At 67.6% G+C, this 17,789-nt stretch carries 17 protein-coding genes; 4 read left to right on the top strand and 13 right to left on the bottom strand.

The window, feature by feature from the left end:
• Positions 1-29 precede the first annotated feature (29 nt).
• From hscA to uvrB, 10 genes are all read right to left on the bottom strand, one after another.
• Positions 30-1,895, bottom strand: a complete 1,866-nt coding sequence (gene hscA, locus BKK80_RS07950) for a Fe-S protein assembly chaperone HscA (protein WP_071037208.1) — start codon at positions 1,893-1,895, stop codon at positions 30-32.
• Positions 1,896-2,035: 140 nt separating this feature from the next.
• Entirely contained in the window at positions 2,036-2,563 is a 528-nt protein-coding gene (hscB, locus tag BKK80_RS07945; protein ID WP_071012106.1) for a Fe-S protein assembly co-chaperone HscB, read from the bottom strand.
• A 104-nt stretch (positions 2,564-2,667) separates the two neighbouring features.
• The gene (locus BKK80_RS35390; RefSeq protein WP_083384011.1) at positions 2,668-2,886 is read right to left on the bottom strand and encodes a DUF3565 domain-containing protein; all 219 of its coding nucleotides are present in this window, start codon (positions 2,884-2,886) and stop codon (positions 2,668-2,670) included.
• 12 nt (positions 2,887-2,898) lie between these two features.
• Entirely contained in the window at positions 2,899-3,219 is a 321-nt protein-coding gene (gene iscA / locus BKK80_RS07940) for an iron-sulfur cluster assembly protein IscA (RefSeq protein WP_071012105.1), read from the bottom strand.
• Positions 3,220-3,241: 22 nt separating this feature from the next.
• A complete protein-coding gene (gene iscU / locus BKK80_RS07935; RefSeq protein WP_019448564.1) occupies positions 3,242-3,643 on the bottom strand; it encodes a Fe-S cluster assembly scaffold IscU in 402 nt (133 codons plus the stop codon).
• A 49-nt stretch (positions 3,644-3,692) separates the two neighbouring features.
• Complete coding sequence (locus tag BKK80_RS07930) at positions 3,693-4,910, bottom strand: IscS subfamily cysteine desulfurase (protein WP_071012103.1); 1,218 nt, start codon at positions 4,908-4,910, stop codon at positions 3,693-3,695.
• 82 nt (positions 4,911-4,992) lie between these two features.
• Entirely contained in the window at positions 4,993-5,550 is a 558-nt protein-coding gene (iscR, locus tag BKK80_RS07925) for a Fe-S cluster assembly transcriptional regulator IscR (protein ID WP_071012102.1), read from the bottom strand.
• A 78-nt stretch (positions 5,551-5,628) separates the two neighbouring features.
• A complete protein-coding gene (locus BKK80_RS07920) occupies positions 5,629-7,755 on the bottom strand; it encodes a site-specific recombinase (protein WP_071012100.1) in 2,127 nt (708 codons plus the stop codon).
• 69 nt (positions 7,756-7,824) lie between these two features.
• Complete coding sequence (locus BKK80_RS07915; RefSeq protein ID WP_071012099.1) at positions 7,825-8,310, bottom strand: low molecular weight protein-tyrosine-phosphatase; 486 nt, start codon at positions 8,308-8,310, stop codon at positions 7,825-7,827.
• Between the two features lie 150 nt (positions 8,311-8,460).
• Complete coding sequence (gene uvrB / locus BKK80_RS07910; RefSeq protein ID WP_071037209.1) at positions 8,461-10,551, bottom strand: excinuclease ABC subunit UvrB; 2,091 nt, start codon at positions 10,549-10,551, stop codon at positions 8,461-8,463.
• Between the two features lie 153 nt (positions 10,552-10,704).
• On the opposite strand from uvrB, the gene BKK80_RS07905 reads away from it, so the two are divergent.
• Together BKK80_RS07905 and BKK80_RS07900 are read left to right on the top strand one after the other, a co-directional pair.
• Positions 10,705-11,901, top strand: coding sequence for an amino acid aminotransferase (locus BKK80_RS07905; protein ID WP_071012096.1), 1,197 nt, complete (start codon positions 10,705-10,707; stop codon positions 11,899-11,901).
• 316 nt (positions 11,902-12,217) lie between these two features.
• Positions 12,218-13,459 (top strand): polyhydroxyalkanoate depolymerase, encoded by a 1,242-nt coding sequence (locus tag BKK80_RS07900; RefSeq protein WP_071012094.1) that lies wholly within the window; start codon positions 12,218-12,220, stop codon positions 13,457-13,459.
• Positions 13,460-13,557: 98 nt separating this feature from the next.
• On the opposite strand, the gene BKK80_RS07895 is transcribed toward BKK80_RS07900, so the two are convergent.
• A complete protein-coding gene (locus BKK80_RS07895) occupies positions 13,558-14,193 on the bottom strand; it encodes a TetR/AcrR family transcriptional regulator (protein WP_071012092.1) in 636 nt (211 codons plus the stop codon).
• A 193-nt stretch (positions 14,194-14,386) separates the two neighbouring features.
• Here BKK80_RS07895 and rsxB point away from each other — a divergent pair, with 193 nt between their 5' ends.
• The gene (gene rsxB / locus BKK80_RS07890; RefSeq protein ID WP_083384010.1) at positions 14,387-15,241 is read left to right on the top strand and encodes an electron transport complex subunit RsxB; all 855 of its coding nucleotides are present in this window, start codon (positions 14,387-14,389) and stop codon (positions 15,239-15,241) included.
• 18 nt (positions 15,242-15,259) lie between these two features.
• The gene (gene nth / locus BKK80_RS07885) at positions 15,260-15,904 is read left to right on the top strand and encodes an endonuclease III (RefSeq protein WP_071012091.1); all 645 of its coding nucleotides are present in this window, start codon (positions 15,260-15,262) and stop codon (positions 15,902-15,904) included.
• Positions 15,905-15,979: 75 nt separating this feature from the next.
• Here the strand turns inward: nth and BKK80_RS07880 are convergent, their stop codons facing one another.
• Together BKK80_RS07880 and BKK80_RS07875 are read right to left on the bottom strand one after the other, a co-directional pair.
• Positions 15,980-16,567, bottom strand: coding sequence for a malonic semialdehyde reductase (locus BKK80_RS07880; protein WP_071012089.1), 588 nt, complete (start codon positions 16,565-16,567; stop codon positions 15,980-15,982).
• Positions 16,568-16,652: 85 nt separating this feature from the next.
• Entirely contained in the window at positions 16,653-17,603 is a 951-nt protein-coding gene (locus BKK80_RS07875; RefSeq protein ID WP_071016236.1) for a DMT family transporter, read from the bottom strand.
• Positions 17,604-17,789 lie beyond the last annotated feature (186 nt).

Below are 17,789 nucleotides of genomic sequence, written 5' to 3'. Positions count from 1 at the left end.
CGGGAATCGGCTTGGCGGCAGCGGCCGCCTCAGCCGATCTCCTGCACCTTGCGGCCGGCCAGCGCGCTCTTGATCGAGCGGTCCATGCGGCGCGCGGCGAATTCGTCGGTGCCGTGCGACAACGCCTCCACGGCGGCCTTGATGGCGAGATGGTCGGTACCGGCAGCGATCTCGCGCACGGAAGCCGCCAGCGCCTCGACCGCGGCGCGCTCCGCGGCGCTCAGCAGGTCGCCATCCGTCTCCAGCGCGCGCTGGGTGGCTTCGAGCAGGCGCTCGGCCTCGACACGTTCCTCGGCCAGCGCGCGGCTCTTCATATCGTGCTCGGCCTCGCTGAAGCTTTCCTGCAGCATGCGGGCGATGTCGTCGTCGGCCAGCCCGTAGGAAGGCTTGACCACGATCGAGGCTTCCACGCCCGACAGCGTTTCACGCGCCGACACCGACAGCAGGCCATCGGCATCGACCTGGTAGGTCACACGGATGCGGGCCGCACCTGCCACCATCGGCGGAATGCCGCGCAGTTCGAAGCGTGCCAGCGAGCGGCAGTCAGCCGCCAGTTCGCGCTCGCCCTGCAGCACATGGACGGCCATCGCGGTCTGGCCATCCTTGAAGGTGGTGAATTCCTGGGCACGCGCCACCGGGATGGTGCTGTTGCGCGGGATGATCTTCTCGACCAGGCCGCCCATGGTCTCGACCCCCAGCGACAGCGGGATCACATCGAGCAGCAGCCAGTCCTCGCCCGGCGCGCCGTTGCCGGCCAGCAGGTTGGCCTGCATGGCGGCGCCCAGCGCGACCACCTTGTCCGGATCCAGGTTGGTCAGCGGCGTGCGGCCGAAGAACTCGCCCACGGCCTTGCGGATGGCCGGCATGCGCGTGGCGCCGCCCACCAGCACCACGCCCTTGACCTCGTCGGCGCCGACGCCGGCATCGCGCAGCGCCTTGCGCACCGGCGCCAGCGTCTTCTGCACCAGATGCGCAGTCATGGCCTCGAACTGCTGCGCCGACAGCGGCAGGTGCACGATCTCCCCGCTCGACAGCACGGCATCGATCACCGTGTCGTCGGCCTCGGACAGTGCCTCCTTGGCGGCGCGCGCGCGCACCATCAGCAGGCGGGTGTCCTGGGCGCTCAGGGGTTGCAGGCCGGCCTGCTCGACGATCCAGCACATCAGGCGCTGGTCGAAATCGTCGCCCCCCAGGGCCGAATCGCCGCCGGTGGCCATGACCTCGAACACGCCCTTGGTCAGCTTGAGGATGGAGATATCGAAGGTACCGCCGCCCAGGTCATAGACGGCATAGACGCCTTCGGCACCGTTGTCGAGGCCGTAGGCCACGGCCGCCGCGGTCGGCTCGTTGAGCAGGCGCAGCACCTCGATGCCGGCCAGGCGCGCGGCGTCCTTGGTGGCCTGCCGCTGTGCATCGTCGAAATAGGCCGGCACCGTGATCACCGCCCCGACCAGGTCGTCGCCGAGCGAATCCTCGGCGCGCTGGCGCAGCGTGGCGAGGATCTCCGCGGAGATCTCGACCGGGCTTTTCACGCCGGCCACCGTCTTGATCTGCACCATGCCCGGCGCGTCGACGAAGTCGTAGGGGCTGTGCTCGATGTGCGCCACGTCGCGCAGGCCGCGCCCCATGAAGCGCTTGACCGAGACGATGGTGTTCTTGGGATCGCGGATGGCCTCGTCCTGCGCGCGGTAGCCGATCTGCGCGGTCTTGTCGGCCAGGTAGCGCACCACCGAGGGCAGCAGTGCGCGGCCGCGCTCGTCGGTGAGCACCTCCGGAATGCTGCTGCGGACCGCCGCCACCAGGGAGTTGGTGGTGCCGAGGTCGATGCCGACGGCGAGCCGGCGTTGATGGGGCGCCGGCGACATGCCGGGCTCGGAAATCTGGAGCAGTGCCATGATGATTCTTCGCGTTGTCTTCGCGTTGTCTTCGCGCGCGTTGCCGTCGCGTCGGGTGCGGCACGGCATGCGTGCCACGGCGGCCGGGACCGTGCCGGGGGCGCCATTGTGTCACGCCCGCGGCAAACGTGCCTGGCCGGTTATCCTTCCAGCCGGTCGATCGCCTCGCTGGTGTCGTGCTCGATCTTCTCGATGAACATCAGTTGCCGCGCCGCCGCGCCGGCCGCCGCGTCATTGTCGGCGCCGCCCGCGTCCAGCAGCGCGCCGAGCGCCGCGTGTCGCTCGCGCTTTTCCCGGCGCAGTTGCGCCAGCAGCGCGTCGAGCTGGTCGACCGCGCGCGCTTCCACCGCGTCCTGCAGCGCCTCGCGCCATTCCATCTGCTGCATGAGGAAATCCGGCGCCATCGCGGTGTTGTTCTCGGCCTGGATGTCGACGCCGCGCAGTCCCAGCAGGTAGATCGCCCGCTTGAGCGGCTGGCGCAGCGTACGATAGGCCTCGTTGGCATGGGCCGCCCACTGCATGGCCACGCGGCGCTCGGCGTCGCCGGCATGCGCGAAGCGGTCCGGATGCGCCTGCGACTGCACGGTGCGGTAGGCGGCATCCAGCGCCGCCTCGTCGATGGCAAACTGCGCCGGCAGTCCGAACAGCTTGAAAAAATCGTCTTTCAACAGCTTCCCCAACAAAAAGGAGCGGCCAGGCCGCCCCTCGATCACCCGCCCGTCAGCCAGGCAGGCAAGCCATCGCCGGCATTCCGATCGCGCCGGCGCGGCCCTCAGGCCGGCCGTGCCCAGGTATCCGGAGGCTCGCCGCGTTCACACTTGCGACAGGCGAGCCGGGCACCCAGCCTGGCCGTGCGCCCCCGCTCCGATTGCGTCCACGGTCGCGACTGCCAGGGCGGGTCGTGCCGCACGTGCTGGCCATGCCCGCACTCCAGCTCGGCGACCCAGTCGCCGGCCTCGTCACGGTGATAACCGACGATACGGCGCTGCATCGCCGGGCGGCGTCAGACGCGGAAGGACTCGCCGCAGCCGCACTCGTCCTTGACATTGGGGTTGTTGAAGCGGAACCCCTCGTTCAGGCCTTCGCGGGCAAAGTCCAGCTCGGTGCCGTCGATGTACGGCAGACTCTTCGGATCGACGATCACCTTGATGCCGTGCGACTCGAACACATTGTCTTCCGGCAGCAGTTCGTCGACGTACTCGAGCTTGTAGGCCAAGCCCGAGCAGCCCGTCGTCTTCACGCCAAGGCGCAGGCCCACGCCCTTGCCACGGCGCTCCAGGTAACGCGCCACGTGCCTTGCGGCCTTCTCGGTCAGTGTGATCATCGCTGCATCATCCCCGCATGGCTCAGGCGGCCTTCTGTTCGGCGCCCGGGTGCTTCTTCTTGTAGTCCTCGACGGCGGCCTTGATGGCGTCCTCGGCCAGGATCGAGCAGTGGATCTTGACCGGCGGCAGCGCCAGTTCCTCGGCGATCTGGGTGTTCTTGATCTCCAGTGCCTGGTCCACGGTCTTGCCTTTGACCCATTCGGTCACCAGCGACGACGAGGCGATGGCCGAGCCGCAGCCGTAGGTCTTGAACTTGGCGTCCTCGATGACACCGGCCTCGTTGACCTTGATCTGCAGCTTCATCACGTCGCCGCACGCCGGCGCGCCGACCATGCCGGTGCCCACGGCATCATCGTTCTTGTCGAACGAGCCAACGTTGCGGGGGTTTTCGTAGTGGTCGAGCACCTTGTTGCTGTATGACATTTTGGCTACCTCTTGCGGATTTTATGGGGGTCTTGCGTGGCGCCTGCGCTCAGTGCGCGGCCCACTGGATGGAATTCAGGTCCACGCCGTCCTTGTACATTTCCCACAGCGGCGACAGGTCGCGCAGCTTGCCGATCTTGGCCTTGAGCAGTTCGACGGTGTAGTCGACTTCCTGCTCGGTGGTGAAGCGGCCCACCGTGAAACGGATCGAGCTGTGCGCCAGTTCGTCGTTGCGGCCCAGCGCGCGCAGCACGTAGGACGGCTCCAGCGAGGCCGAGGTGCAGGCCGAGCCCGACGACACGGCCACATCCTTGATCGCCATGATCAGCGACTCGCCCTCGACGAAGTTGAAGCTGACGTTGAGGTTGTGCGGCACGCGGCGCTCGAGGTCGCCATTCAGGTAGACCTCTTCCATACCGGAAAGGCCGCGCCACAGGCGGTCGCGCAGCATGCGGACGCGTTCGTTCTCGGTAGCCATTTCCTCGCGGGCGATGCGGAAGGCCTCGCCCATGCCGACGATCTGGTGCGTGGCCAGCGTGCCCGAGCGCATGCCGCGCTCGTGGCCGCCGCCGTGCATCTGGGCTTCCAGGCGCACGCGCGGCTTGCGGCGCACGTAGAGCGCGCCGATGCCCTTGGGGCCATAGGTCTTGTGGGCCGAGAACGACATCAGGTCGCACTTCAGCGTGTTCAGGTCGATCACCACCTTGCCGGTCGCCTGCGCGGCGTCGCAATGGAACAGGACGCCCTTGGCGCGGCAGATCTCGCCGATCTGCTCGACGTCCTGGATCACGCCGATCTCGTTGTTGACCAGCATCACCGAAACCAGGATGGTGTCCGGGCGGATCGCCTGCTCGAACGCCTTCATGTCGATCAGGCCGTTTTCCTGCACGTCGAGATAGGTCACCTCGAAGCCCTGGCGCTCCAGCTCGCGCGTGGTATCGAGCACGGCCTTGTGCTCGGTCTTCACGGTGATGATGTGCTTGCCCTTGCCCGAGTAGAAGTTGGCCGCGCCCTTGATGGCGAGGTTGTCGGATTCGGTCGCACCCGAGGTCCACACGATCTCACGCGGATCGGCACCGACCAGCGCTGCCACCTGCTCACGCGCCTCCTCGACCGCGCGCTCGGCCTCCCAGCCGTAGGCATGGCTGCGCGACGCCGGATTGCCGAACTGCTCGCGCAGGTAGGGGATCATCTTGTCCGCCACGCGAGGATCCACCGGAGTGGTGGCCGAGTAATCCATGTAGATCGGGAAATGTGGGGTGCTCATTGTTTTGACTGCCTCTATCAGGGTCAGGACCGCAATTCCTTGCCGGTCGGAAATCTGGATCTGCTTGCCGTCTGCCGCCGTCTCAGGACTGCGCCAGGCTGAAGACCGAGTTGACCACGCGCGGGCGCGCGGGACTGTCGGCCTTGTCGGCCGCCTTGCCGCGCACCGGCGCGCCGGCGGCCCGCGCCGGCTCCTCGCGCATGTCGTGCAGCACCGCGGGCTGCTTGGCACGCTGCTGGTCGACCAGGTTCTTCAGGGAGACGGAGTCCAGGTACTCGACCATCTTCTGGTTCAGCGTGGCCCACAGCTCGTGGGTCATGCAGCGCCCGGCGCCGTCATCTCCGTTACAATTTCCCTTTCCACCGCATTGCGTGGCATCGAGCGGTTCGTCGACGGCGATGATGATGTCGGCGACCGTCACGTCCTCGGCGCGGCGCGCGAGACTGTAGCCGCCACCCGGCCCCCGCACGCTTTCCACGATCTCATGCCGGCGCAGCTTGCCGAACAGCTGCTCGAGGTAGGACAGGGAGATCTTCTGGCGCTGGCTGATGCCGGCAAGCGTGACCGGCCCCTGGTCCTGGCGCATGGCCAGGTCGATCATGGCGGTCACGGCAAAGCGGCCTTTGGTCGTCAGTCTCATGGGGGTGGGAATACTTGATCAATTTCCTCAAGTATAAATTTCCCGACTAATCCGGTCAAGTACCCCTGCTGCACCGCATCAGGCGCGGCTGCCGCCGGCGTCCGGCGCCGCCGCTGGCCGGCGCGGCGGCACGATCAGCGACAGCGGGCGCTCCAGGATGCGCCGCCGCACGGCGGCACTCAGTTCGCGCCGGTCCACGCTGCGCAGGTTGCGTGAACGAAGCGCCATATTGAAGGCCAGCGCGAAGCTGACCGCCACATTCAGGAAGCCCATCAGTGCGATGCCGGCAACCGCCAGCCACAGCGCGGGCATGCGCAGCGCGTCCAGCCCCAGCACGCCGATCGAGGCCCCTACCGCCCCCGTCGACAGCGTGACGTGACGCACCTCCATGTGCGGCCCGACGAAGCTCAGGATCTCCGGCCCCAGGCCCAGCAGCAGGCCGAGCGACACATTGGCGGCAATGCCCGACAGGTTGCGCCGCCAGAAATCGGCCACGCCCAGCGCGCCCTTGGCGCCCAGCACGTAGCGCAAGCGCCGGTTGTAGGCCATCACATCGTGCACCCGGTGCAGCGCGAACCAGTTGTCCGCCCAGCCGGCGATCAGGCTCGACAGCCACAACAGCACACCGGTGAAGATGGCGTAGAGCGGCGTCGGCCCCAGGATCGAGAACGACTCGATGGTGGCGATGGCCTTGGCCGGGGTCAGCAGGCTCACGCCCAGCAGCTTGCCCGACAGCCATTGCACTGCCAGCGCCACCGGGAACACCGCGGCCAGGTTGCCGAAGATGGCGGCCGCGTTGGAGCGGATCATGGCGATGGTGTCGTCGACGAAGATCTCCCTGCCCTCCGGCCGCCTCGCGCCGTCCAGGCGGTGCGCCAGCGCCGGCCCGGTCATGGCCGGCTGCTTGGTGGCCAGCGTGAAGTGCGCAAAGTGGATGAGCAAGAAGCTGCCGGCATAGTTGAGCGAGGCCAGCAGGCCCTCGATGAACTTGTCGAGATGCAAGCCATAGATCAGGAACTTGAGGTAGACCGTCAGCACCGTCAGCAGCCCGCCGCCGGCCGCCCCGCGCATCATCTCGCGGTATTCGCCGCGGTCGCGCGTGATGTAGTGTTCGCCGGTCTCCGCCGAACGCTCCACCACCTTGCGCGCCAGTTGCGCGAACGAGGACGACACCAGGTGGCCGACACTGCGCCGCGCCTGGGTCGAGCGGATCAGCTCGGCGGTCAGGTGCTGGCGCGCACCGGGGCGCCCGGGCTCGCTCCAGGCACCCAGCAGCAACTCGATGCGGGCCAGCCGGATCTTCATCCGCTCGATCTGGAACACCACCTCCACCGAGACGCCATTCTCTTCGAGTTCATCGTAGACATGCTGGGCGGCCGCGTGGCAATGGTCGAGCAGCGCCCGGAAATAGTTGATGCGCTGGCCGAAGGCCTCGTCACCGTGCGCCAGGTCTTCCTCGAAGAGAGCCTGCGCCGCACTGTCCAGGCGGAAAAATGGCGTTTCCTCCACCCGCCCCTTCAGGCGCGAGCGGATGGCCTGGCTCAAGCCCGTCGCGCGCACCTGGCTCACCAGCACCTGGATGCTGGCCGCCAGCGTGCGCTCGAGGCCGCGCCGCGCTGCCGCCTCCTCCTCGCCCTCCTCCTCCGCGTCGGCCAGGCCCAGCACCAGCGTCAGCCGCTCGACCAGGCCCGCCTCGATCGACTCCACCCATTCGGCGTCGTCGAGGTGCACGAACAACAGCGCGAACAGGCTGGACATATCGCTGCGGTTGGGCGGCGGCGGCAGGAAACGCGCCTGCAGGCGATCCATCATCTCGCCCCAGAAGCCCGGGTGCGAAGCCACGCCGGTGTCGCAGAACAGCGCGGTCGGGTCGTTGTCGCGCAGGATGGAACGCACCGTACGGGAAAACGCCAGCGCCCAGTCCGGATTGCGCTCCAGCACGCGCAGCAGATAGCGCAGGCGCACATGCTGCGGCAGGCTTCGCTCCACGCCGCCTTCGCCTTCGCTGCCGTCGCGCGGCCCCTTGTCCGCGCGCGCGTCATCGCCGCCCGGCGCGCCGTCGCGGCGGATCCAGTAGCCCAGCTCGATCAGCCAGCTATTGCGTTCCGCGAGCGGCGCCTCCGGCTCGGCCGCAGTCAGAATAGCGTCCAATTGCAGGCTGGCATTGCGCGATTCGCGCCATTTGCGGAACAGGGATGGGAGCATGAAACCTCGTGAAGAACGGCAGGAAGGTACAGCACCGGGCGCGGCCGCCGGGCCCGGCGCGGGCGGGACTCAGCGCAGGCCGAGCCGGGCGCCCAGGCTGGCGACAACACCGTCGCAAGCGTCCTCGATATAGTCGAGCACGCGCTCGAAGCCAGCGTCGCCGCCGTAGTAGGGATCCGGCACCTCGGCCGCATCGTGGCGGGTGGCGAAACTCATCAGCAGGCGCATGCGGTCCTCGCGCCCGGGCGGACAGATGGCGCGCAGGCCGGCCAGGTTCTGCTCGTCCATGGCCAGCAGCAGGTCGAAGCGCTCGAAGTCGGCCGCCTCGGCCTGGCGGGCGCGCAGGGCCGACAGGTCATAGCCGCGCGCCAGCGCATGGCGCTGGGCGCGGCGATCCGGCGCGCGTCCGACGTGATAGTCATGCGTGCCGGCCGAATCCAGTTCGACGCGATCGGCCAGGCCGGCCGCCTCCAGCTTGGCGCGCAGCACCCCTTCAGCGGTGGGGGAACGGCAGATATTCCCCATGCAGATCATCAGGACCGAGAATTTTTCCATATATTTCAAAAGCTTGGATACGGTATCCGGTCTGAGCGGGTGTGCGGCGCAAGGCGCGGGCGCGTGGCCCGAAAGCGCCGAAAGCGGCTAGGACAAGGCAGGCCGTGGCCCGGCGGCGCACACCGGCAGGCCGGGATTTTACCGCGCCTGCTAACGGACCGCCGGCACGCCCTGCTCGTCGCCGCTGGCGCCGAATACCCGGCGCTTGAGCTCGGCCAGCTGATCGCGCACCTGTGCCGCCTTCTCGAATTCCAGGTTCTTGGCGTGGTCGAGCATCTGCTTTTCCAGCCGCTTGATCTCCTTGGCGACCTGTTTCTCGCTCATGTCCTCGTAGCGCGCGCGCTCCTCGGCGGCCTGCAGCTCGGCGCGCACCTCGCCGGCATCGTAGACGCCGTCGATGATGTCCTTGATGCGCTTGACCACGCCGCGCGGCGTGATGCCATGGGCTTCGTTGTGGGCCATCTGCTTGGCGCGGCGGCGCTCGGTCTCGCCGATGGCCCGCCGCATCGAATCGGTCATGCGGTCCGCGTACAGGATGGCGGTGCCGTTGACGTTGCGCGCGGCGCGGCCGATGGTCTGGATCAGCGAGCGCTCGGCGCGCAGGAAGCCTTCCTTGTCGGCGTCGAGGATGGCCACCAGCGACACCTCCGGGATGTCCAGGCCTTCGCGCAGCAGGTTGATGCCGACCAGCACGTCGAACGTGCCCAGGCGCAGGTCGCGGATGATCTCCACGCGCTCGACGGTGTCGATGTCCGAGTGCAGGTAGCGCACCTTGACGCCGTTTTCCGACAGGAACTCGGTGAGCTGTTCGGCCATGCGCTTGGTCAGCGTGGTCACCAGCACGCGGTCGCCGGCGCTGACGCGCTGGTGGATCTCGGACAGCAGGTCGTCGACCTGGGTGGTGGCCGGCCGCACCAGGATGACGGGATCGACCAGCCCGGTCGGCCGCACCACCTGCTCGACCACCTGCCCGGCATGTTCCTGCTCGTATTGCGCCGGCGTGGCGGAAACGAACACCACCTGGCGCATCTTGCCCTCGAACTCATCGAACTTGAGCGGCCGGTTGTCCAGCGCCGAAGGCAGGCGGAAGCCGTACTCGACCAGCGTGGTCTTGCGCGCGCGGTCGCCGTTGTACATGCCGTTGAGCTGGCCGATCAGGACGTGCGACTCGTCCAGGAACATCATGGCGTCGGGCGGCAGGTAGTCGACCAGCGTGGGCGGCGGCTCGCCCGGCCTGGCGCCCGACAGGTGGCGCGAGTAGTTCTCGATGCCTTTGCAGAAGCCCAGCTCGGACAGCATCTCGAGGTCGAAGCGGGTGCGCTGCTCCAGCCGCTGCGCTTCCACCAGCCGGTTCTCCTTGTAGAAGAAATCGAGCCGCTCGCGCAGCTCGACCTTGATATCCTCGATGGCACGCAGCACGGTCTCGCGCGGCGTCACATAGTGGCTGGACGGATAGACGGTGAAGCGCGGGATCTTCTGCCGCACGCGCCCGGTCAGCGGATCGAAGTACTGCAGCGAGTCGATCTCGTCGTCGAACAGCTCGACCCGCACCGCCATTTCGGCATGTTCGGCCGGGAAGATGTCGATGGTGTCGCCGCGCACGCGGAAGGTACCGCGCTGGAAATCCGTCTCGTTGCGCGTGTACTGCATGGCGATCAGGCGGGCGATGACGTCGCGTTGGCTGATCTTGTCGCCGGCCCGCAGCGTCAGGATCATCTGGTGGTATTCGTTCGGGTTGCCGATACCGTAAATGGCGGACACGGTCGCCACGATCACGGTGTCACGCCGCTCCAGCAGGCTCTTGGTGGCGGACAGCCGCATCTGCTCGATATGCTCGTTGATCGAGGAGTCTTTCTCGATGAACAGGTCGCGCTGCGGCACGTAGGCCTCGGGCTGGTAGTAGTCGTAGTAGCTGACGAAGTACTCGACGGCATTGCGCGGAAAGAACTCGCGGAACTCGGAATAGAGCTGCGCCGCCAGCGTCTTGTTGGGCGCGAAGATGATGGCCGGACGCCCCAGTTGCGCGATGACGTTGGCCATGGTGAAGGTCTTGCCCGAGCCCGTGACGCCCAGCAGCGTCTGGTACGACAGGCCGTCCTCGATGCCCTCGACCAGCCCCGCGATCGCTGCCGGCTGGTCGCCGGCGGGCGGAAAAGGCTGGTAGAGCTGGAACGGCGAACCGGGAAAGGTGACGAACTTCTCCTCGTCCAGGTCGGGGGCGACCGCGGCAAGATTGGACATAAGCGGTGACGGAAAACCTCAGGGGATGGGCGGATACGCTAGAATCTCGGGATTGGCAGCTCCGTTTCAAGACGGGCCTGCCGCATGCCGCAGCGCAGCTCGAAGCATTCTACGCCTTCCCGTTTTGTTCCATAGCTGACCAAGAGACCGCAAATGAGTTTGTTTTCTGCCGTCGAGATGGCCCCGCGCGATCCGATCCTGGGCCTGACCGAAGCCTTCAACGCCGATACCCGTGCCCACAAAGTGAACCTGGGCGTCGGCGTGTACTTCACCGACGAAGGGAAGATTCCCCTGCTGCGCGCCGTGCAAGAGGCGGAAAAGGCACGCCTGGCCAACGCCACGCCGCGTGGCTATCTGCCCATCGAAGGCATCGCCGCCTACGACCAGGCCGTGCAGACCCTGCTGTTCGGCCAGAACTCCCCGCTGATCACCGAAGGCCGCGTGGTGACGGCCCAGGCGCTCGGCGGCACCGGCGCGCTGAAGATCGGCGCCGACTTCCTGAAGCGCCTTTATCCGGATGCCAAGGTCGCCATCAGCGACCCGAGCTGGGAAAACCATCGCGCGCTGTTCGAGGCGGCCGGCTTCCCCGTGGTCAACTACGCCTACTACGACGCTGCCACCCACGGCCTGAACTTCGCCGGCATGATGGAGTCGCTGAAGTCCTACCCGGCCAACACCATCATCGTGCTGCATGCCTGCTGCCACAACCCGACCGGCGTCGACCTGTCGCCTGAGCAGTGGAAGCAGGTGGTGGAAGTGGTCAAGGAACGCAACCTGATCCCCTTCCTCGACATGGCCTACCAGGGCTTCGCCGAGGGCATCGAGCCGGATGGCGCCGCCGTGCGCCTGTTCGCCGACTCCGGCATGTCGTTCTTCGTCTCGAGCTCCTTCTCGAAGAGCTTCTCGCTGTACGGCGAACGCGTCGGCGCCCTGTCGATCGTCACCACCAGCAAGGAAGAGGCGCAACGCGTGCTGTCGCAGGTCAAGCGCGTGATCCGCACCAACTATTCCAACCCGCCGACCCACGGCGGCACCGTGGTGGCCAACGTGCTGAACAGCCCGGAACTGCGCGCGATGTGGGAGCAGGAACTGGGCGAGATGCGCGACCGCATCAAGCTGATGCGCCATGCCCTGGTCGACAAGCTGGCCGCCAAGGGTGTGCCGGGCGACTTCTCCTTCGTCAAGGACCAGCGCGGCATGTTCTCCTACTCGGGCCTGAACAGCGCCCAGGTGGACCGCCTGCGCAACGAGCATGGCATCTACGCCGTCGGCACCGGCCGCATCTGCGTAGCCGCGCTGAACAGCCGCAACATCGATGCGGTGGTCGATGCGATCGCCGCAGTGATGTAAGCACCACTCCGCGGGCATTCCTGCAAAAAAGGCGGCTTCGGCCGCCTTTTTTGTCTTTCGCGCCACCCGGCCTCCATACAGGAGTCATGCTTCTGGCGCAGCCTCCTCATCCATGTGCTCGATTGCATTGTCTCGACGCGCGCCTACCCTAGGGTATATGCTGCATCGCACGATCGTGCGTTTGAGCGCATAATCGACTCAGCGGTCGGATTTTCCGGCCGCCAGTTTATCGCTAAACACAGCCAGGAAACTGCTGCCCGCCCGCGCGATTCCGCCCTCCGGACACAGATACCCCCAAGCCTGACAGGTATTCGGAATGCTCTACCAACTCCACGAGTTCCAGCGCTCGATGCTGCACCCGCTGACCGCATGGGCGCAGGCGACCGCCAAGACCTTCACCAACCCCCTCAGCCCGATGTCGCTGATGCCGGGCGCGACCCGGCTGGCCGCCGGCTATGAGTTGCTGTACCGCCTGGGCAAGGCCTACGAGAAACCCGCCTTCGACATCAAATCGGTGCGTTCCAACGGGCGCGAGATTCCCATCGTCGAGCAGACCATCGTCGAAAAGCCGTTCTGCAAGCTGGTGCGCTTCAAGCGCTATGCGGACGATCCCGACACCATCAAGCTGCTCAAGGACGAGCCGGTGGTGCTGGTGTGCGCGCCGCTGTCCGGCCACCACGCCACGCTGCTGCGCGACACCGTGCGCACGCTGCTGCAGGACCACAAGGTCTACGTGACGGACTGGGTCGACGCGCGCATGGTGCCGATCGATCACGGGCCCTTCCACCTGGCCGACTACATCCGCTACATCCAGGAATTCATCCGCCACATCGGCGCGGAACAGCTGCATGTGATCTCGGTATGCCAGCCCACCGTCCCGGTGCTGGCGGCGATCTCGCTGATGGCCTCGGCCGGTGAAGCCACGCCCAAGACCATGACGATGATGGGCGGCCCCATCGATGCGCGCCGCAGCCCGACCGCGGTCAACTCGCTGGCGACCAACAAGTCCTTCTCCTGGTTCGAGAACAATGTGATCGATACCGTGCCGGCCAACTATCCGGGCCACGGCCGCCGCGTCTATCCGGGCTTCCTGCAGCACGCCGGCTTCGTGGCGATGAACCCGGACCGCCACGTCACCTCGCACTACGACTACTACCTGAGCCTGATCCAGGGCGACGCCGACGACGCGGAGGCCCATGTGCGCTTCTACGACGAGTACAACGCGGTTCTGGACATGGCGGCGGAGTATTACCTCGACACCATCCGCGAAGTGTTCCAGGAGTTCCGGCTGGCCAACGGCACCTGGGACATCCAGGGCGAGCCGGTGCGGCCGCAGGACATCAAGACCTCGGCCCTGCTGACCATCGAGGGCGAGCTGGACGACATCTCGGGCGCCGGCCAGACCGCTGCCGCGCATGATCTGTGCAGCGGCATCCCCGATGCGCACAAGCGGCATATCACTGCGGAGAAGTGCGGCCACTACGGCATCTTCTCGGGCCGCCGCTGGCGCGACAACATCTACCCGGAGCTGCGCGACTTCATCCGCCAGTACCGCTGAGCGGAGACGCGGCAGCGGCAGCGGAAGCAGCAGCAGCCGTTGCCGACGCCGACGCACCCGGAACGCCCGCGCCCCGCGCGGGCGTTTTCCATTTCAATTCACTTGTGCATCAGGTAGGCGAGCAGCATCTCGGTGTGCAGCGCGATGAAGCGCTCGTGCTCGTCCTGGGCGGCGATGTCGCGCCCGATCACCGCGCTGATGGTGTAGCGGTTGGAGAGTACGTAGTAGCCCAGCGCCGAGATGGTCAGGTAGAGCTGGGAGACATCGACCTGCGCGCGGAACAGGCCCTGGCGCTGGCCGCGCGCGACGATGTGCTCCAGCACCTTGACCACCGGGTTGATCAGCTGGTGGAGATGCGCGGACTCCTTCAGGTGCCGCGCCTCGTGCAGGTTCTCGCTGTTGACCAGGCGGATGAACTCCGGATGCTCGTAGTACCAATCCCAGATGAAGCGCGCCAGCTTGCGCACGCCGGCCACCGGATCCTCGTCTTCGATATGGAGCGCTTCCTCGGCCGCGCGGAACTCGGCGTACTGGCGCTCGAGCACCGCCAGGAACAGGCCTTCCTTGCTGCCGTAGTAGTAATACAGCATCCGCTCGTTGGTTTCCGCGCGGCGTGCGATCTGGTCGACACGGGCCCCTGCCAGCCCCCCTTTGGCGAATTCTTCGGTGGCCGCGGCCAGGATGCGGCGCCGTGTTCCTTCGGGGTCTCTCTTGGTTCTGGTCTCGTTTGCCATGCCGGATCGAATCACTGGATGCGCGGATTATGGCACAGGCGATCTGCCGGTCCGCCGCGTAAAGCGCGCATCTTCGTGGTTTCTGCGCCGCGGCGAAATCGGGGATAATCCCTGCGGCGCGGCCGCGCCCGCCCGAGCAGAAGGCGGGCCGTCCGCCCGCTGAACCGATTGCCCCACCACCCGACCAAGCGCCGTGACCCGTCACACCCCGACCCTCGCCGACCGCCTCGAGGCCCTGCTGCCGCAAACCCAGTGCACCAAGTGCGGATTCGACGGCTGCCGTCCCTATGCGGAAGCCATGGCCCGGGGAGAAGCCGACTGCAACCGCTGCCCGCCCGGCGGCGCCGAGGGCATCGCCCGGCTGGCCGCCGCCCTGGACAGGCCGGTGCTGCCGCTGGACCCGGCGCGCGGCCACGAACAAGCGCGCGCCGTGGCCGTGATCGACGAGAGCCGCTGCATCGGCTGCACCTTGTGCATCCAGGCCTGCCCCGTCGATGCCATCGTCGGCGCCCCCAAGCAGATGCACACGGTGCTGCCCGACTGGTGCACGGGCTGCGACCTGTGCGTGGCGCCCTGCCCGGTCGATTGCATCGACATGGTGCCGGTCACCGGCGAGCGCACCGGCTGGGCCGCCTGGTCCCCGCAGCTCGCCGGCGAGGCGCTGGCACGCTACCGTGCCAGGGGCGTGCGCCTGGTGCGCGAGCGCGAGGAGAACGAGGCACGTCTGGCCGCCAAGGCCGCCGCCAAGCTGGAAGCCCTGGCCCAGGAAGCCGCGCAGGACGAGGCGGAGCGTGCCGCCCAGGCGCGCAAGCGCGCCATCATCGAAGCCGCCATCGCCCGCGCGCGCGAGAAGCAGCTCGCGGCCAAGCCGCGCAACACCGAAAACGTGCCGGCCGGCGTGCAGGCCCAGATCGATGCCGCCGAAGCCCGCCGCGCCCGCCTCGCAGCAGGCGCGCAGCCGCCTGCCCCTGCGGCAACGCCAGGCGTCGGCGGTACCGCCGGTGGTACCGATGACGGGGCCGGCGAGCGCAGCGACAAGACCGACTGACAACCAGAAGACCGCCTCATGAACGCCGCCAAGTGCCGCGCCCTGTTCGAAACCCTGCGCGAAACCAACCCGACGCCGACCACCGAGCTGGAGTACAGCTCGCCGTTCGAACTGCTGATCGCCGTGCTGCTGTCGGCCCAGGCCACCGACGTCGGCGTGAACAAGGCCACGCGGCGGCTGTTCCCGGTGGCGCACACGCCGGCGCAGATGCTGGCGCTCGGCGAAGAAGGCCTGGCCGACTACATCAAGACCATCGGCCTCTACAAGACCAAGGCCAAGCATGTCATCCAGACCTGCCGCATCCTGGTCGAGCAGCACGGCAGCAAGGTGCCGGCCGACCGCGCCGCGCTGGAAGCCTTGCCAGGGGTCGGGCGCAAGACCGCCAACGTGGTGCTGAACACCGCCTTCGGCGAACCCACCATCGCGGTCGACACCCACATCTTCCGCGTCGCCAACCGCACCGGGCTGGCCGTCGGCAAGACCGTCGACGTGGTCGAGCAGAAGCTGCTGAAGGTGGTGCCCCATGAGTTCCTGCACGATGCCCACCACTGGCTGATCCTGCACGGCCGCTACGTCTGCAAGGCGCGCAAGCCCGAATGCTGGCACTGCGTGATCGAGCCGCTGTGCGAGTTCCGCGAGAAGACCGAAGCGCCGAAGGGCTGACGGCCCGAGGCCTGAGGCCGGATGCAAAAAGACCCGCTCTCAGCGGGTCTTTTTGCTACCTGGCGATGTGCCGCTTCAGACGATGCGGCAAGCCTCGTCGAACGACAGGCGCGGATTGCGCGGGTACAGCTTGTCGGCCTCGCCATAACCGAGGTTGCACAGGAAGTTGACCGACCACTTACCGTCCGGGAAAAAAGCGGCATTGACCTTGGCCGCGTCGAAGCCGCCCATCGGGCCGCAGTCCAGGCCCATGGCACGAGCGGCCAGGATGAAGTAGCCGCCCTGCAGCGAGCTGTTCATCAGCGCGTCGCGTGCGATCTTCTCCGGCTGGCCGGCATACCAGGAGCGCGCATCGGCGTGGGGGAACAGCTTGGGCAGCTGGTCGTGGAAGGCATTGTCGAAGGCGATGATGGCGGTCACCGGCGCCGAGCGGGTCTTGTCCACGTTGCCGGGCGACACGCACTCGACCAGGCGCGCCTTCTCGGCGGCGCTCTTGACGAAGACGATGCGCGCGGGCGAGCCGTTGGCCGCGGTCGGGCCGAACTTCATGGCTTCGTAGATCTCGTGGAGCACGGCATCATCCACATGGCGGTCCTGCCACTCGTTGTGGGTGCGGGCTTCGGTGAAGAGTTGGGCCAGGGCGGCCTGATCGATCCGCGTCATGCGCTGTTTCCTGTAGGAAAGGGGGAAAGCGTGCATTGTACCCAAGCCCCCGCGCGTACCACGACAAGCGCTTTGAGCAAGGGATTCAATTCTGTTGATTGCTGGCGGCACGCCGGCCGCCCTGCACGCCCTCGGCCTGCCCGCGGCGTGCCAGCCACAGCACTCCGACCAGGATCAGGGTGCCGCCGAGCGCCTGGGTCCAGCCGACCTGCTCGCCCAGCAGCAGGGCTGCCAGCACCACCGTGACCACCGGCTCCAGGGTCGACAGCATCGACGCCCGCGCCGCGCCGAGGCGCTGCAGCCCGGCGAAGAACGTCAGGATGGCCAGCACCGTCGACAACAACGCGATCGCCAGCAGCGCCAGCCAGCCACCGAGGTCGCCCGGGAAGCGCGGCGGCACCCCGGCCGCCGCGCGCAGCAGGCCGGCCGCACCGTACACCAGGGCCGCCGCCGCGCAGACCACGGTGGTGGTCGCCAGCGGCGGCACGCCTGCGGTCAGGCGGGCGCCGACCACGATGTAGGCGGAGTAGATCAATGCCGCCGCCAGGCCGAGGCCGATGCCCAGCGCGCTGCCCTGCCCGCCCCCGACCGTGAGCCCGGCCCCGGCCGAGCAGAGCAGCAAGGCGGACACGGTGGCGGCAGTCAGCCGCTCCTGGAGAAACACCGCCGCCAGCAGCGTGACGAAAAGCGGGTAGAGATACAGCAGCAGCGCCACCAGGCTCGCCTGCGCATGGTTGAGCGCCGAGAAGAAGCAGAAGGACTGGCCGACGTAGCCGATCCCGCCCATCGCTGCCAGCGCCAGCACGCGCCGCCGCGGCGGCAGCCGGATGCCGCGCGCGCGCATCACCGCGACCAGCGCCACGGCGGCCAGGCTGAAGCGCACCGCCAGCAGGCCGTAGACATCCGCGCCGGAGGCATAGGCGAAGCGGGCGAAGATGGCCATCGCGCCGAAGGCGCTGGCGGACACGGCGATCAGCAGGACGCCGGCGCGCTTGTCGCCGGGCGCGACGGGTGCGGCAAGGGGGGAACGGGTCATCGGCGCGGTGGCGGTGGCGGTGGCGGTGGCGGTGGCAATGGACAAGCGGCCAGGGAACGGGTGGCGCGGACCGGCGGGATATGCGCGCCGGGATTGCACCGGGATTGCGCCGGGATTGCACCGCCCTGCATTCTACCGGCGCGCACCGCTGCCCACGCTCGGTGCCGGCGCGGCCGGCGCCGCTCG

The organism is Cupriavidus malaysiensis (genome assembly GCF_001854325.1).
GTDB lineage: Bacteria > Pseudomonadota > Gammaproteobacteria > Burkholderiales > Burkholderiaceae > Cupriavidus > Cupriavidus malaysiensis.
This window is presented reverse-complemented; position numbering and strand designations above follow the sequence as displayed.